Here is a 14,679-nt window from a genome sequence, read left to right as displayed (position 1 = left end):
CCCAACGAGGAGTTCCACCATGCGTTTCTTTTCCACCGTCCGCGTGCAGGAAAACAATGGCCAGGTCCCCAGCGAGCGCCTGATGGCCGAGATGGGCAAGCTCATCGAGGAGTTCATGGCCAAGGGCGTGCTGCTGGATACGGCCGGCCTGCGCCCCACGGCCGAAGGCGTCCGCCTGCGCAACAACCACGGCAAGCTCAGCCGCACCGATGGCCCGTTCACCGAAACGCGCGAAGTGATCGGCGGCTTCGCCATCCTCAAGGCCGACTCGATGGCCGAAGCCATCAAGTTGACCGAGCGTTTCCTCGAAGTGCACGGCGACGAATGGAACGTCGAGTGCGAGGTGCGCCAGATCGAGGACATGGACGCCGATTGCGGGAAGCAGGCGGCGGCTTGAAACGTCCCGCCGGCTTCAAAACTTCCCGCTGAACGTGATGCTGTAGATCGGACCGATCGTCCGATTGCGCATCTCGTGGAAATCGATGGGGCCCGTACGGCGATCGACGTACACCGTGCGGTCCCACATCGACATCGCATCGCCGAGGTTGCTCGCCTGCAGGCGGATGGTCATGCCGAGGAGGTTCTTGCGTTCGACGAACAGGTTGCCCCAGATCGGGCCTTCCCACTGGCGGCCGACTTCGGTGAGGCGGTAGTCGAGTTCGTAGTAGGAGTAATCGATCGCGCCGCCCCAGGCCCAGTCGGTGTTCGGGATGTCGTGGCGCAGCGCGATGGAAGCGAGTTCGGCGAGGTTGTTGCTGATCGGGCGGTCTTCGAACGTCAGCGGATCTTGCACGCTGCTGTGTTCCATCTGCCAGGTCACATCGAACTTCGCGCCCTTCCAACCGAGCGGATCCATGTTGATCGTGCCTTTCCACTCGAAGCCGTAAAGCGTGGCTTCTTCGAGATTGCCCGGGCTTTCGCCATCCACGCCGATCGGGATCGTATCGACGATGTCGTCGATGCGCTGCCCGTACACGCGCAACGTCGTGGTGCCCCATGCGCCGAGCTTGCGGTTGCCTTCGGCCGACAACTCCCAGGTCTGCGGCGGGACCAGGTCGGGGTTGCCGGCGTTGGCCTGGTCGTTGGTGAGGTTCACCGAAGCGATGAAGTCGTAGAAATTCAGCTGGCCCACGCGGCGTTCGAGCTTGAAGTTCCAGTCCATGTTTTCGGACTGCTTCCACGCGAAGGACACCAGGCCCTTGGGGCGGCGGAAGGTGCGCGTCAGGCCGCCTGCGCCGACTTGCTCGAGACGCGAGTACTCGCCGCCGAGGTTCACCTGCAGCTGCAGGTCGGGCGTAAGTTCGCGGCCGTAGCTGGTCATGAGCTCGTAGCGGTCTTCCTGCACCGTGGCCGTGCCGTTGGGCAGCGGCACGATGACGAAATCGTCGGTGCCGCTGGCCAGCGACAGCGTCGACGCGCTTTCCAGTTTGTTGAACGCGTATTCGCCCGACACCTGCAAATCGCCGCCGAAGCCCTTCCAGCGATATTCGCTGCGCGCGATCCGTTCGGTTTCGTTGCCGATGCGGCGGAAGCGCGCGCCATCGGTGGGCGTGATGTCGCCATCGAGATAGTCGTCGAACACCGTGTCGACCAGCGGATCGTGCGTGTAGCGATCCAGGCCGATCAACTTCAGGCGCCCCGGACCGAGCTTGAACTCGTAGTCGCCGCCCAGTTCCCAGTTGTAGCCGCCTTCGTCCTCGAGCACGGTGCGGAAGCGGTCGGGCACGGTGGGGTCGCCGACGCGGATGCCGTTTTCGACGTAATCGAAGATCAGGCGCTGGTAGCGTCCGTTGAAGTTGCCCTTGCCGCCGCTTTCGGTGGTCCACGCCAATTGTGTGCTGAGCGTCGGCGCATCGCTCTCGCCGGTCCATTCGTCGTTGCGGTTTTCGCGCACCGTGCCATCGGCGTTGTAGATCACCGTGGGGCCGCCGGCGCCGCTGTGGTTGGCGTTGTTGGTGAAGCCGACCGTCCAGTCCATGCGCCCCGCGGCGCCGCTGACCGAGACATTGCCGCGCGTGAGCTGCGGATTGGTGAAATCGCGCCGCACGTCGGGGCGCCATTCCCATTGGCCGCTGATGCCGGCGGCCTTGGTGACGACGTTGGCGACCTGGCCGGAGAGGCCGGGGATGTCGAGCGTCGCGCCGTCGACGATCTCGATGCGCACGACGTTGCCCGAAGGAATGCGGCCCAACTGGCTGAGCACATCGTTCGACTTCGCCGAGATGCGCTGCCCGTTGATCAACACGTTGCCGGTGGCCTGGCCCAGGCCGCGTTCGACCACCTGCGTGCGGATGACGAAGCCGGGCACCTGTTCCAGCATGTCCAGCGCGTTGTTGGGCGCGAAGCGCTTGAAGTCGTCCGGCGTGTAGGTGCGCGCGGCGTTTTCGATGGTGGGCTTGTCCGGCGGCGCGGCGGCCTCCTGCGCGAGCGCATCGGCGATGGAGAGCGGCAACAGGGCCGCGCATAACAGTGCGCCACGCAGGCGATCGGAACGACGCATCTCAAACCCCCGGACAATTGCGAAAGAGTGCAATACCGAGGGCACGGCGCACCGTGCCATCGGTCCCGGAGATGGATGAGGCGTCGTGCGGTTTGGTTTAAGCGATCGACGCGACCGTGTCGTAAGTCATGGTGCTTTTCAGTTCGTGCGTTGCTTCATGTCTTCCAGCCACGCCTTGCCGCGCCGTTCCATTTCTTCCTTCGGCACTTCTTCCTTGTGCGTGCCGAGCATCCACTTGTGGCCGAAGGGATCGACCACCGTGCCCATGCGGTCGCCCCAGAATTGATCCTCGGGAGGCTGCACGACGGTGGCGCCGGCCTTGACGGCCTTGTCGATCGCCGCATCGGCATCCTTGACATAGATGAGCATGCCGCCGGTGGCACCGCCGCGCGACTTGGGCGACAGCGCGCCCCATTCGGGGAATTCGTCGGAGAGCATGAAGCGCGAGCCGTCGATGTCCATTTCCGCGTGCGCGACCTTGTCGCCCATCGGCAGGCGATAGGTTTCCTTCGCGCCGAAGGCGTTCTTGTAGAAGTCCATCGCCTTGTTCGCATCGTCGACGACGACCGAAGGGGTCAGCGAGTGATAACCGGAGGGCATGTAGGGAACTGCCATGGCGGGGGCTCCGTCGGGTGGGGGAGGCGTGAATTTGCACGGGCGGTCGTTACGCGGCGATCACGGGCGCGTTGCATTCATTTGTCCGCGCGTATTCTCTTGCGTCCCTTGCGATTGAAGGAGCGGTGCATGGCCACCGGGTGGGCGGGCGACAACGCCGTCAACGACCAGATCGATGCCACCGTGAAGGACGGCGTCCAGCGCGTGCGCGATCGCATGCCGAAAGGGCCGTCGCTGGAACATTGCGAAGAATGCGGCGCACGCATTCCCGACGCGCGGCGCGAAGCCGTGCCCGGCGTGCGCCTGTGCGTGCCCTGCCAGGAAGCGGCAGACGAGGAAGAGCAGGCCTTCAGCGGCTACAACCGCCGCGGAAGCAAGGACAGTCAACTGCGCTGAAGGGGAAGTCGATGGCCAGGGAGGCACGCAAGCGCAGGGGAGTGAAGGCAACGCTGTTGATCTGGCTGTGCGTGCTCCTCGCGCTGGTGGCCTGGTCGTGGCTCTCGCCGTGGCCTTCGGCGCTCGCGATCCGCGCGGTGTTCGACTACGGCGGCGCGCAAACGGCGCGCAAGCTCGAAAAGCACGTGCCCACTTCGGGCATCAACGAAATGCGCGACGTCGGATACGACGAGCGCGATCCCGACGCCAGGCTCGACCTGTTCGTTCCCGCCGGCAAACCGCCGCGCACGACCATCGTCTGGATCCACGGCGGCGGCTTCGTCGCCGGCCGCAAGTCGGAGGTCGCCAATTACGCACGCATCCTCGCCTCGAAAGGCTACGGCGTGGCGAGCATCGAATACACGCGCGCGCCCGAGGCGCGTTACCCGGTGCCGGTGGAACAGGCCAATCGCGCACTGCAATGGTTGTCGACCAATGCGCCGCGCTATGGCATGGGGCGCGATCGCTTCGTGCTCGGCGGCGATTCGGCGGGTGCGCAGATCGCGGCGCAACTGGCCAACCTCAGTACCTCGCCGGAGTACGCGCGCGAGATGGGCATCCAACCCGTCGTCGAGCCTGCGCGCATCGTCGGCGTGCTGCTGTTCTGCGGCCCGTTCGACGCGGCGCTGACGCGCACGGCAGCCGGCGGCAAGCCGCCGTGGTTCATCCGCTCGGTGATGTGGGCCTACATGGGGCGCAAGGATTTCTGGAATAACCCGCGCATGGCCACGTACTCGGTCGCGCGGTTCGTGACGAAGGACTTCCCGCCCGCGTTCGTTTCGGTGGGCAACGCCGATCCGCTGCAGGCGCATTCCTATCTGCTCGCCGATGCGTTGCGCGCGCAGGGCGTGCATGTCGACGCGCTGTTCTGGCCGGCGGACCACAAGCCGGTGTTGCCGCACGAGTATCAGTTCGACCTGGACACTCCCGAAGGCAGCGAAGCGCTCAGGCGGGCGGAACAGTTCCTGGCATCCCTTCCCTGAGTGCGGCGTCCAGGCGGTCGAGGAACGCGCATTGCGAAGGCAGCAGCTTGATGCGCGCTTGATCGAAGGTCAGCCAAGCGGCGCGATCGACTTCCGGCCAGGTTTGCACGCGGCCGCTGCGGGGCGGCCACTCGATTTCGAAGGTGTTGCTGCGCAATTGCGTCACATCGAAATCGCCTTCGACCGCGAAGGCGTGTACGCGCTTGCCGCCGCGCTGGGTGATCTGCCCGAGTGGATGCAGCGCGCCGTGCAGCGGTGATCCGAGTTCTTCCTCGAATTCGCGCAGCGCCGTGGCCTGCTGCATCTCGTCGCCTTCGGGTTTCCCTTTCGGGATCGTCCACGCGCCCTCGTCGCGATTGCGGAAGAAGGGGCCGCCCGGATGCGTCAGCAACACGCGCACGGCGTCGTCGTCGCGACGCCACAGCAAGATTCCGCAGCTGGTTTCGGGCATCGCGCCGGTCAGGCGGCCGCGGGCATCACCGTGGCGATGCGACGTTCCTTGTAGAGCAGGCGTACCTCGACCAGGTTGCGTACGCGCAGCAGCAATTCCTCCGGATCGAAGGGCTTGCGCAGGAAATCCTTCGCGCCGTAGCGCAAGGCCTGGGTGCGATGGCCCGATTCGGCCGTGAGTGCGAGGACGGGCAGGTAGCCGTCGCGCTCGCATGGCTTGAGCGCTTCCATCACTTCGAAACCATCCATGCCGGGCATCAGCACGTCGAGCAGGATCGCGTCGAAATCCTGTTCGCGATGCAGTTCGGGCACGGCATGCGGATCGGTGGTGCAGGCCACCGACGTGTAACCGGCGCTGGTCAACACCTGTTGCAGCGTGCGCAAGGCATCGAGGTCGTCGTCGACGACGAGGATGCGGGCGGAAAGGATGTCGGCGGCGCTGATCATCGATGGGGTCCGGGGGCGGCAGGCTGCGGCCGACGTTCCGGCCTCCACGGTGAAATCCCGATGAAGCGGCTGTTGGCCGACGGCTGAGTTCGCCTGTGTCCGATACGGCCGCTTGCCCGCGTTGAGTGCTGCGTCAGGGGTTTGCGTGCACCACAGGAGAAACACATGAAACGCCAGGTCGCGTGGCTTTTCGCCATGCTGTTGTCGCTCGTCGCAGTTCCCGCCTTCGCGCAGGACAGCGCCTATACCGAGGGCACGGTCACCAACGTCTCCGCCATCAAGGTGGTGGACGGGCAGTTCGAGAACTACATGGACTACCTGAGCAAGAACTGGCGGCCGGTGATGGAAGAGGCCAAGAAGGCCGGCTATGTCCTGGACTACCACGTGTACGGCGCGCAGGCGCACAACCCGCAGGAAGCGGACCTGTACCTGGTCGTGACGTATCCGAACATGGCCATGCTCGACGGCATGGACAAGAAGATGCAGCCGATCCAGGAAAAGGTGACGAAGTTGAACGTGCGGCAGGCGGATGAAGCCTCGGGCAAGCGCGTGGTGATGCGTACGTTGTTGGGCGACGAACTTCTGCGTGAGCTCAATTTCAAATAGCGGAATTGCCCTCCCTTGCGCGGAGCGGGGGAGGGTTACGCCTTGCGCTTGGCGACTTTCTTCGTCGCGACCTTCTTCACGACCTTTTTCACGACCTTCTTCGCACCGAGCTCGATCCACGTCGGCGCGTGATCGCTCGCGCCTTCCAGGTCGCGCACCCAACGATCGACGCCGGCGGCCTTCAGGCGCGGCGCGAGTTCGCTGTTCAGCAGCAGGTGATCGATCCGCAGGCCCGCGTTGCGCGGCCAGTGGTTCCGGAAGTAATCCCAGAACGTGAAGATCTTCTCTTCCGGATACAGCGTGCGCAGCGCGTCGGTCCAGCCTTGCGCGAGCAGGGCTTCGTAACGTTCGCGGCTCTCCGGTTGCAGCAGCGCATCCTTGCGCCAGTGCGTCGGGTCGTAGATGTCGAGCGCGTCGGTGGGCACGACGTTGTAATCGCCGGCGAGCACCACCGGATGCTTGCTGTCGAACAAGGCCTGCGCGTGTTCGATGAAGCGATCGAACCATTGCAATTTGTAGTCGAACTTCGGGCCCGGCCGGGGATTGCCGTTCGGCAGATAGAGACAGCCCACGATGACGCCGTGCGCGGCCGCTTCGATATAGCGGCTGTGCGTGTCCTCGCGCATGCCGGGCAAACCGCGGCGGCTTTCGATGGGGTCGCCGCCGCGCGAGAGGATCGCCACGCCGTTCCACGAGCGCTGCCCGAGCCACAGTGCGCCGTAGCCGGCGTCGCGGATCGCGTCGATCGGAAAGCCTTCGTCGGCGGCCTTCAATTCCTGCAGGCACGCGATGTCCGGGGATTCCTTTTCCAGCCAGCGCAGCAAGTGCGGCAGGCGCGAGCGGATGCCGTTGACGTTGAACGTCGCGATGCGAAGGCTTGCGTCCTTGCGTGCCGCCATCAGGAACTCGGTTGCGGAGGCGCGTTCCCGCGCGGGGCCGCAAAGGGTTCCAGATCGAATGTCGTGGGATCGTGGTGGACCACTTCCAGTCCCGTCGGCGCCCGCGTGGGCGTCGGTTCCTGGAGCGCGGGGCCCGCGCGCTTGCGGACGATCTTCTCGACGTACGGATCGCGCGCCAGGGGCGTGATGGGATCTGCCGGCAAGTGCGCGGCGCGTCCTGCGAGGCGCTCGAATTCGCGCGGGTCCTTCGCGCAATTGAGGATCACGTCGGGATGCTTGTAGCGCATCGCGCGCAGGCGTTGCTGCGTTTGCGCGAAGGCCGCGGGGTCGGTGGTGGTGAGCTTCTCGTACAGCTGCATGCCCAGGCGGCTGTGCGGATCGACATTCATCTCCCGCGAGTCGGCGTACGCATCGCCGCAGTGCAGGTGCCAGCCGTTCTCCGCGCTGATCGCCACGCCCGCATGCCCGGGCGTGTGGCCCTGCAAGGGCAGCATGACGATGACATCCGGCGGCAGGCCGACGAGGTCGCGCACGCAAGGCATGCCTTTCCACGGGGCTTCGGACAACGCGTCGTACTGGATCCAGCGCGGGCGCGTGGACCATTGCATCGGCCGATACCGCTGCTTCGCGCGCCAGCTCGCCTGCGCGGTGGCGTACTCCACTTCCTTCTCGAAGACATGGACGCGGGCGTGCGGGAAGTCGTCGAGGCCGCCGGCCTGGTCGAAATCCAGGTGCGTGAGCACGATGTCGCGCACGTCGTCGGCGCGGAAGCCCATCGCTTCGATCTGGCGCACGGCGGTCATCTCGGCGCGCAGCTCGGGCGCGAAGAGCCTGCGTGCGGCGGGCGAGAGGCGACGTTCGGGATCCATGACATCGCCCATGCCCAGGCCCGTATCGACGAGCAACAGGCCTTCACCGGTCTCCACGACCAGGCAATGGCTGACGCAACGTCCGCGCGTGAGCACGCCGTGCGTGGTGCCATCGATGAGTCGCCCGCCGAACGGGCGCGTGCTGATGCAGTTGAGACGATGGATGCGCACGGGGGGCTCGCGCGGGATGGGGTGGCAGACTTTACGAACGAACGTCGGCGTGCGTGCGTTGCGGCCGTCTTCGCGCATGAGGGCATGCGCGCTGCGTTGTGCGCTCTGCGGTACGCGACGGACGAACTGAGCAGCAAGCAGCGACGGCATGGATGTTGCAGCGCACAGATTTCTTGGAAAAAAGCCGTAAAAAATGCGGTCAAACGTTATCTGCGTGTTAATCGAAATCGCATTCATGCGTTGTCTTCGTCATTCGTCTGAACCGCTAACAACGTGAATGCGCAGATCGTGTTTGGATGGGTGATGAGGGGGTGAAACGAAACGCTCGACGTGTACAGTCCGTCCACGCCATCACGAGACGTCGACAAACACAACGACGCTCCAGCGTGATTGGTCTCGTATTTCTCTTCACTTCCATTGTCTTGGTCGACCAGCTGCTCATTGGGCGCAATTGTCGACCCGCCAACGAAAGGGGCTCAGACCTTGAACAACACGAATCTCGTGCACGATGTGCGCGAGGCAGGAATGCCTCGTCGCGAATTTCTCCGCAACTCGCTCGTCCTCGCCGCTCCGCTGGTCATCGGCGGCGTGTCGATGCCGGCCTTTGCCCTGACGACTCCCCCGAGCCGTTCGCGCGGCAGCGCGGTCCGTAGCGTCAAGGACTACGGCGCCGTGGGCAACGGCAGCCACGACGACACCTCGGCCATCCAGGCCGCGATCAACTCGCTGCCCACCACCGGCGGCACGGTCACGATCCCGGCCGGCACGTACATGATCGATACGTCGAAGAAGATCCGCCTGCGCAGCAAGATGCACCTGAAGCTTTCCTCCGGTGCGATCCTCAAGGCGAAGACCTCCTCGCTGTCGCGCCACTACCTGATCCTGATCAGCGGCGGCTCGGACGTCGAAGTCTCCGGCGGCCAGCTCGTCGGCGACCGCGACACGCACCACTACGGTTCGGGCACCAGCGAATGGGGCCACGGCATCTCCATCGGTGGCGGCGTCACCCGCGTGACGATTCGCGACCTGCGCGTGTCCAAGTGCACCGGCGATGGCGTCTGCATCGGCGGCAGCGCGAACGACGTGGTCATCGCGAACATCATCTCGACCAACAATCGTCGCCAGGGCCTGTCGCTCACGCACTGCCGCAACATCAAGGTCTACGACTCGGAATTCAGCTACACCAAGGGCACCTCGCCCGAGTGCGGCATCGACATCGAGCCGGACGAAGGTGGTACGTGCTCCAGCGTGCTGATCCAGAACTGCCGCATGAACAACAACAACAAGTACGGCATCAACATGTGGAAGCGGTCCTCGGGCATCACCATCACCGGGTGCACCATGGAACGCAACGGCAGCCTGGGCATGAGCACGACGGGCATCAGCAGCCTGAAGGTCACGAACAACACGATCCGCTACAACTCGGCGACCGGCGTGGTCTACAACACCGGCACCTCGGGCGTGACCCACAGCGGCAACCTGTCGTACCAGAACTACACGCGACTGGGCGCCCGCAGCCGCACGCCCTTCACGCTGACCGGTTGGTCCAGCAAGGTCGAGCGCGACATCCTCTGGAAGAGCTCGTACTCGCGCACCATCGGCACCAACAAGTACCAGTAAACCGGTATCGAACGCCCGGCATCAGAACCGGGTTTCTGAAGCGGCGCCCTCCGGGGCGCCGTTTTTTTTGGGTCCCGGGCCTGATTTGGGCGCCGGACCGTGTTAAGGTTCGCCCCGCTCGCGCACGGCCGTAGCGTTTTCCCGGCCCCCGGGTCCCATCTTGGCGGACCCAACTCCGTACCTCTTTCGTCGCGCGACACGCGCCGGCTACCTGCCGGGGCGCACAAAACTGACTCGACAGCGCGGTATCAGGGAAAGCTTCGAGTGCACGCCGCCATGCGCGGCGTGCTTCACATCGGAGCTCCAAATGACGTTCGAAACCCTCGGGCTTTCGCCCGCGCTGCTGCGCGCGCTCGCCGACAACGGCTACACCACCCCCACGCCGATCCAGGCCGAAGCGATTCCGCTGGTCCTCAGCGGCCAGGACGTGCTCGGTGGCGCGCAGACCGGTACCGGCAAGACGGCCGCGTTCGGCCTGCCGCTGCTGCATCGCCTTTCCGAAGGCAAGCCCGCCGCTTCCACCGGCCCGCGCAAGCCGCGCGCGCTGATCCTCGTCCCCACCCGCGAACTCGCGGTGCAGGTCGGCGACAGCATCAAGGCCTACGGCCGCCACCTGCGCCTCAACGTGACCACGCTGTACGGCGGCGCCGGCATGCAGCCGCAGATCGATGCCTTCCGCCGCGGCGTGGACATCCTCGTCGCGTGCCCGGGCCGCCTGCTCGACCACCTGGAGCGCGGCACCGCCAAGCTCGATGCGGTCGAACTGCTCGTCCTGGACGAAGCCGACCGCATGCTCGACATGGGCTTCCTGCCGGCCATCAAGCGCGTCCTCGCACGCGTTCCGGCCACCCGCCAGACGCTGCTGTTCTCGGCCACGTTCGAGTCCAACATCAAGCAGCTGGCGCTGGAGTTCATGAAGTCGCCGCAGCAGGTGCAGGTGGCGGCGCAGAACACGATCGCCGAAACGATCGTGCACCGCGCCCATCCGGTCGACGGCGCGCGCAAGCGCGACCTGCTGATCGACATCCTCGCCAAGCGCCACACCGAGCAGGTGCTGGTGTTCGGCAAGACCAAGCACGGCTGCAACCGCCTGGCCGAACAGCTCGTGGCGGCCGGCCTGTCGGCGGTCGCGATCCACGGCAACAAGAGCCAGGCCGCGCGCCAGCGTGCCCTGAACGAGTTCAAGTCGGGCAAGGCCCGCGTGCTGGTGGCCACCGACGTCGCCGCGCGCGGACTCGATATCCCGAACCTGCCGCTGGTGATCAACCACGACCTGCCGATGGTCGCCGAGGACTACGTGCACCGCATCGGCCGCACTGGTCGCAACGGTGCGACGGGCGAAGCGCTCTCGCTGGTGTCGCCGGACGAAGGCGGTTTGCTGCGCCAGATCCAGCGCATGTTGAAAGCCGAGATCCAGATGGACCCGGTGCGCGGCTTCGAGCCGAGCCGTCCGATCCGCCTGGATGCGGCGCCGTTCAACGCGGGCAAGCCGACGCAGCGTCCGCAGCGCGGCCATCGTCCGCACGGCAAGCCGGCGACGGCGCAGCCGCGTCACGCGCATGCCGGTCCGAAGCAGCATCGCAGTGCGGCCGGCAAGCCGGGTGGGCGTCGCGATTCGCGCGCCTGATCCACGCTCTGCCTGAAAAAAAGGAAAACGCCAGCCTCGCGGCTGGCGTTTTTTTTTTGCCCCGTGGGAAGGCCGTGCGAGTTATTGGGTAGAACGCGAGAAGGGCGCTGGCTTGGCCAAACCTTTCTGCATCGCCTCGCCGATCAACTCGTCCAAGTCCTTCTCGGCCTTCTTGGCGAGCTTCTCCTGCTGCTTGCCGAGTTCGCCCATCTGCTTGCCCAGGGTGTCCATCGGCTTGGAGGCTTCTTCCATCTGCGCGCTGATGCGCTCCATCGGTGCCTGGTTGCGTTCGAGCTTCTGCGACTCACGCTCCATGACCTTGCTCTGCGCTTCCATCTGGTTGCCGATGGTGTCCATCTGGCGGCTCAGCTCGTCCATCTGCTTGTCGAGCGCTTCGCTTTCGGCGTCGGTATCGGCCTTGCGTTGCTTCATCGCAAGCAACTGCTGGCGGCCGGCGAGTTCCATCTGCTGTTGACCCAGCGCCGCCACGCGCTCCTGCGCCGCCATCATTTCGGGCGAGGGCATGTGCGTCTTCGACAGTTTTTCCATCTGCGCGCCGAGCGCTTCCATCTTCTTGCCGTGCACATCCATCTGGTCGCCGAGCGCGGACATGCGCGTGCCGAGCGCCTCGCTGTCCTTCCACGCGGCCTGGGCGCGGCCGACGATCGACGGGTCGTCGATCACGTAGGCCTTGCCATCGCGGCGGAACCAGATGAAGTCCCGCTGCAGGCTGCGCCTGGCGGCGGCGATGTCGTCCATGTCGTCGGTCGAGCCGGACATCGAATACCCATCGCGTCCCTTGCGAACCAGGGCCCACGCGTTGGCGTCGTGGCCGTATTTGTGCATTTGCGCGACCGGCTCGGGCGCCTCCGCGGCTTCCGGGGCCTCCGCAGGTTCCGCCGCTTCGGCCGGCTCCGCGGCTTCCGGGGCATCCGCGGGTTCGGCCGGCTCTGCCGCGTCGGCGGCATCGGCCGGCGCCACCGGGGCCACTGCAACGGGTGCAGCCACCGGCGCGGCATGGGCCGCGGGCGCGGCAGCGGGCGCCTGCTGCCCGATCTGCGCCTGCGCATAGAAGGCGATGCACGCGACGGCGATGCCGATCACGGGAAGCGCGACCCGCCCGGCGGGCAGGCGATGACGCGGTTGCGGGCGAAGCAATTGCTGGATGCGGGACATCAGGAGGCCTCCGTGGGCGGCATGCGCGAGGTGGGGCAGGGCGGGACGCGTGGCGTGCAGGTCCGACAGCGTGGCGAGCGCGACCGCGAGGCGGCGCCCGTCGCCGATGACGTCTGCGGCGATCGCATCGGCGACGACTTCGCGTTCGACGCGAATGCGATGCGAGAGCCACCACGTGACGGGATGGAAGAACAACAGCGCTTCGGCCGCGCGCTGCAGCAGGTTCACGAGATAGTCGTGGCGACGCACGTGTGCGAGTTCATGCGCGAGCAGCGCTTCGACGAGGTCGGCGGGCATGCGCAGCGCAACCGACATCGGCAGCAACACGACCGGGCGCCAGAATCCCGCGACGACCGGCGAGTCCAGCGACTCGACCAGGCGCAGCGCAACGCCGCGCAGGTGGAATCGCAGTGCGAGCGCATCGAGCGTCGCCTGCCAGCGCGCCTGCAACGGCGGTTGCGGCGAAAGACGCATGCGCTGCACCCAGGCAACGCCGAACAGCGTGCGCAGGCAGAACACGCTCGCGCCCGCGGCCCACAGCGCGACGATCATCGGTTGCATCGTGGCCAGGCGCGTTTGCCAATCGATCGGTGCGTTGTCGCCGCCGATGGTGAGGACGGTGCCGTCGGAAACCTGCGCCGTGAAGCCAAGTGTTTCCGGCGTGGAATCCAGCAGCGTCCGCAACACGCTGATGAGCGGAACCAGCGCACACGCGAGCAGGGACAGGCACGCGATCGCGTAACGCACCTGCGGTTTCGATTGCCGCGCACCGCGCAACAACACTGCAGCGAACGCGCCGATCAGCGCGCCTTGCCAGGTAAAATCGACGAGCGCCTGGCCGATCGCGGGAATCAGTCGATCGATGAAGTCATGCATCGCGCGTTCCCTCGTCCTGGGTGGCGTCCAGCAACTTGCGGATCTCGTCGCGCTCGGCGTCGGAGACGTGGGCGTTCAATGCGGCCAGCACCAGTCCCTTTCCGGAGCCTGCGAAGGCTTTCTGGATGAAGTCGGTGAGCAGGTGCGTCTGCAGTGCGTCCTGCGCCTGCGCCGCGGCGTAGACGTGCGAGCGCTGCGTTTCGTCGCGCACCAGCAAGCCCTTGCCGTGCATGACCTGCGCCAGGCGCAGCACGTTGGCGTAGGTGACGTTGGGCTTTTCGTCCTGCATCGCCTGGTGCACGTCCTTGACGGTCGCAGGACCGATGCGCCAGAGCGTGTTGAGCAGGTCGAGTTCGGCGGCGGTGGGCTTGCGGTCGGTCATCGGGAGGGGCGTGCTTGGGGCGATGTGGGCACGCTACGCCGCCTAGACCGAGTTGTCTAGAACACTTTGTCTATGAAGGAAGTCATGGGGCGGATCGGGCTAGGCGGCGACGCCGCCGCTCTCGATTCCCAACAGATTCAAGGCGTTGCCGAGAGTTTCTCCACTGTCGGCGTCGAGCTTGAGCGTCGCGATGCCATCGGCGCGGGTCGTGCCCGATGTGAGGATCGCCAGCTGCAAACCAGCTTCGCGGGCCCGCACGGCGAACCGGTAACCCGAATAGACCATCAGCGACGAACCGACGACGAGCATCGCGTCGCTCGCCTGCAAGGCCGCCTGCGCGTCGAAGACGCGATCGCGCGGCACGTTCTCGCCGAAGAACACGACGTCGGGTTTCAGCAAGCCTTCGCACGTATCGCAGTGCGGCGCGACGAAGGTCGTCGTATCGATCGCATCCAGGTCCGCATCGCCGTCGGGTGCGATCGCGGCTTCGACGGCGTGCGTCCATTCGGGATTGCGCGCGGCCAGCTGCGCCTGCACCGCCTCGCGCGACGACAAGGCGCCGCACGCCAGGCAACGCACGGCATCGATGCGCCCGTGCAGATCGATGACCGCGCGGCTGCCGGCGCGCTGATGCAATCCGTCGACGTTCTGCGTGACCAGCCGCGCGACGCGGCCGGCATGTTCGAGCGCCGCCAGCGCGCGATGCGCGGCGTTGGGCCGCGCGCGCGCGACCATCGGCCAGCCCGCATGGCTGCGCGCCCAGTAGCGCGCACGCGTGGCGGGCTCGTTGAGGAAGGCCTGGTACGTGACCGGCGGCTTCCGCTTCCAAGCGCCGTTGCGATCGCGATAGTCGGGGATGCCCGACGCGGTGCTGCACCCGGCGCCCGTCAGCACGAACACGCGCGGATGCGCGTGCAGCCAATCGGCGAGGGCGTGGGCGTCGGATGTCATGGGGACCTCGGGTTCGAAAGGATTGTCGCGCGCGTGCCGTGAGCGTGCCCGCCACGCGTGCTCCGGCATGAT

15 protein-coding genes are annotated in these 14,679 nt (G+C 66.0%); 6 read left to right on the top strand and 9 right to left on the bottom strand.

Annotated elements, in window-relative coordinates:
- Window positions 1-19: 19 nt before the first annotated feature.
- Window positions 20-397, top strand: a complete 378-nt coding sequence (locus AC1DOM_RS11330; RefSeq protein WP_498963313.1) for a YciI family protein — start codon at window positions 20-22, stop codon at window positions 395-397.
- Between the two features lie 15 nt (window positions 398-412).
- Here the strand turns inward: AC1DOM_RS11330 and AC1DOM_RS11325 are convergent, their stop codons facing one another.
- Complete coding sequence (locus AC1DOM_RS11325; RefSeq protein ID WP_498963311.1) at window positions 413-2,500, bottom strand: TonB-dependent receptor plug domain-containing protein; 2,088 nt, start codon at window positions 2,498-2,500, stop codon at window positions 413-415.
- A 138-nt stretch (window positions 2,501-2,638) separates the two neighbouring features.
- A complete protein-coding gene (locus AC1DOM_RS11320) occupies window positions 2,639-3,115 on the bottom strand; it encodes a VOC family protein (protein WP_498963309.1) in 477 nt (158 codons plus the stop codon).
- A gap of 129 nt (window positions 3,116-3,244) precedes the next feature.
- On the opposite strand from AC1DOM_RS11320, the gene AC1DOM_RS11315 reads away from it, so the two are divergent.
- Both AC1DOM_RS11315 and AC1DOM_RS11310 read left to right on the top strand, forming a co-directional pair.
- Window positions 3,245-3,511, top strand: a complete 267-nt coding sequence (locus tag AC1DOM_RS11315; protein ID WP_498963307.1) for a DksA/TraR family C4-type zinc finger protein — start codon at window positions 3,245-3,247, stop codon at window positions 3,509-3,511.
- An 11-nt stretch (window positions 3,512-3,522) separates the two neighbouring features.
- Window positions 3,523-4,533, top strand: coding sequence for an alpha/beta hydrolase (locus AC1DOM_RS11310; protein ID WP_498963305.1), 1,011 nt, complete (start codon window positions 3,523-3,525; stop codon window positions 4,531-4,533).
- On the opposite strand, the gene AC1DOM_RS11305 is transcribed toward AC1DOM_RS11310, so the two are convergent.
- Together AC1DOM_RS11305 and AC1DOM_RS11300 are read right to left on the bottom strand one after the other, a co-directional pair.
- Window positions 4,496-4,984 carry an NUDIX hydrolase gene (locus tag AC1DOM_RS11305; RefSeq protein WP_498963303.1) on the bottom strand — a complete coding sequence of 163 codons (489 nt, stop codon included), beginning with the start codon at window positions 4,982-4,984 and terminating at the stop codon, window positions 4,496-4,498. The two genes, AC1DOM_RS11310 and AC1DOM_RS11305, sit on opposite strands and share 38 nt — an antisense overlap.
- A gap of 8 nt (window positions 4,985-4,992) precedes the next feature.
- On the bottom strand, window positions 4,993-5,430 hold the full coding sequence (locus AC1DOM_RS11300; protein WP_498963301.1) for a response regulator: 438 nt from the start codon (window positions 5,428-5,430) through the stop codon (window positions 4,993-4,995).
- A gap of 165 nt (window positions 5,431-5,595) precedes the next feature.
- On the opposite strand from AC1DOM_RS11300, the gene AC1DOM_RS11295 reads away from it, so the two are divergent.
- Window positions 5,596-6,036 (top strand): hypothetical protein, encoded by a 441-nt coding sequence (locus tag AC1DOM_RS11295; RefSeq protein ID WP_498963299.1) that lies wholly within the window; start codon window positions 5,596-5,598, stop codon window positions 6,034-6,036.
- A gap of 35 nt (window positions 6,037-6,071) precedes the next feature.
- On the opposite strand, the gene xth is transcribed toward AC1DOM_RS11295, so the two are convergent.
- Entirely contained in the window at window positions 6,072-6,935 is an 864-nt protein-coding gene (gene xth / locus AC1DOM_RS11290) for an exodeoxyribonuclease III (RefSeq protein ID WP_498963297.1), read from the bottom strand.
- Window positions 6,935-8,053, bottom strand: coding sequence for an MBL fold metallo-hydrolase (locus AC1DOM_RS11285; RefSeq protein ID WP_498963295.1), 1,119 nt, complete (start codon window positions 8,051-8,053; stop codon window positions 6,935-6,937). The genes xth and AC1DOM_RS11285 overlap by 1 nt, the downstream gene beginning before the upstream one ends.
- 447 nt (window positions 8,054-8,500) lie before the next feature.
- Here AC1DOM_RS11285 and AC1DOM_RS11280 point away from each other — a divergent pair, with 447 nt between their 5' ends.
- Together AC1DOM_RS11280 and AC1DOM_RS11275 are read left to right on the top strand one after the other, a co-directional pair.
- Complete coding sequence (locus tag AC1DOM_RS11280) at window positions 8,501-9,595, top strand: right-handed parallel beta-helix repeat-containing protein (RefSeq protein WP_498963293.1); 1,095 nt, start codon at window positions 8,501-8,503, stop codon at window positions 9,593-9,595.
- Between the two features lie 307 nt (window positions 9,596-9,902).
- A complete protein-coding gene (locus AC1DOM_RS11275) occupies window positions 9,903-11,222 on the top strand; it encodes a DEAD/DEAH box helicase (RefSeq protein WP_498963292.1) in 1,320 nt (439 codons plus the stop codon).
- Window positions 11,223-11,303: 81 nt separating this feature from the next.
- Here the strand turns inward: AC1DOM_RS11275 and AC1DOM_RS11270 are convergent, their stop codons facing one another.
- The 3 genes from AC1DOM_RS11270 to AC1DOM_RS11260 all read right to left on the bottom strand — a co-directional run bounded on the left by AC1DOM_RS11270 (window position 11,304) and on the right by AC1DOM_RS11260 (window position 14,607).
- Window positions 11,304-13,274 (bottom strand): M56 family metallopeptidase, encoded by a 1,971-nt coding sequence (locus tag AC1DOM_RS11270; protein ID WP_498963290.1) that lies wholly within the window; start codon window positions 13,272-13,274, stop codon window positions 11,304-11,306.
- Window positions 13,267-13,656 carry a BlaI/MecI/CopY family transcriptional regulator gene (locus AC1DOM_RS11265; protein ID WP_498963288.1) on the bottom strand — a complete coding sequence of 130 codons (390 nt, stop codon included), beginning with the start codon at window positions 13,654-13,656 and terminating at the stop codon, window positions 13,267-13,269. Before AC1DOM_RS11265 ends, AC1DOM_RS11270 begins: the two co-directional genes overlap by 8 nt.
- 99 nt (window positions 13,657-13,755) lie before the next feature.
- On the bottom strand, window positions 13,756-14,607 hold the full coding sequence (locus AC1DOM_RS11260; RefSeq protein ID WP_498963286.1) for an NAD-dependent protein deacetylase: 852 nt from the start codon (window positions 14,605-14,607) through the stop codon (window positions 13,756-13,758).
- Window positions 14,608-14,679: the final 72 nt, after the last annotated feature.

This window comes from Lysobacter sp. P5_B12 (genome assembly GCF_056400425.1).
Note: the sequence above shows the minus strand (reverse complement) of the source record. Positions and strands in the feature narration are given on the sequence as shown.

Coding starts and splice junctions, on each gene's coding strand:
- AC1DOM_RS11330 (WP_498963313.1), top strand. CDS start 20: ATGCGTTTCTTTTCCACCGTCCGCGTGCAGGAAAACAATGGCCAGGTC.
- AC1DOM_RS11325 (WP_498963311.1), bottom strand. CDS start 2,500: ATGCGTCGTTCCGATCGCCTGCGTGGCGCACTGTTATGCGCGGCCCTG.
- AC1DOM_RS11320 (WP_498963309.1), bottom strand. CDS start 3,115: ATGGCAGTTCCCTACATGCCCTCCGGTTATCACTCGCTGACCCCTTCG.
- AC1DOM_RS11315 (WP_498963307.1), top strand. CDS start 3,245: ATGGCCACCGGGTGGGCGGGCGACAACGCCGTCAACGACCAGATCGAT.
- AC1DOM_RS11310 (WP_498963305.1), top strand. CDS start 3,523: ATGGCCAGGGAGGCACGCAAGCGCAGGGGAGTGAAGGCAACGCTGTTG.
- AC1DOM_RS11305 (WP_498963303.1), bottom strand. CDS start 4,984: ATGCCCGAAACCAGCTGCGGAATCTTGCTGTGGCGTCGCGACGACGAC.
- AC1DOM_RS11300 (WP_498963301.1), bottom strand. CDS start 5,430: ATGATCAGCGCCGCCGACATCCTTTCCGCCCGCATCCTCGTCGTCGAC.
- AC1DOM_RS11295 (WP_498963299.1), top strand. CDS start 5,596: ATGAAACGCCAGGTCGCGTGGCTTTTCGCCATGCTGTTGTCGCTCGTC.
- xth (WP_498963297.1), bottom strand. CDS start 6,935: ATGGCGGCACGCAAGGACGCAAGCCTTCGCATCGCGACGTTCAACGTC.
- AC1DOM_RS11285 (WP_498963295.1), bottom strand. CDS start 8,053: ATGCGCGAAGACGGCCGCAACGCACGCACGCCGACGTTCGTTCGTAAA.
- AC1DOM_RS11280 (WP_498963293.1), top strand. CDS start 8,501: ATGCCTCGTCGCGAATTTCTCCGCAACTCGCTCGTCCTCGCCGCTCCG.
- AC1DOM_RS11275 (WP_498963292.1), top strand. CDS start 9,903: ATGACGTTCGAAACCCTCGGGCTTTCGCCCGCGCTGCTGCGCGCGCTC.
- AC1DOM_RS11270 (WP_498963290.1), bottom strand. CDS start 13,274: ATGCATGACTTCATCGATCGACTGATTCCCGCGATCGGCCAGGCGCTC.
- AC1DOM_RS11265 (WP_498963288.1), bottom strand. CDS start 13,656: ATGACCGACCGCAAGCCCACCGCCGCCGAACTCGACCTGCTCAACACG.
- AC1DOM_RS11260 (WP_498963286.1), bottom strand. CDS start 14,607: ATGACATCCGACGCCCACGCCCTCGCCGATTGGCTGCACGCGCATCCG.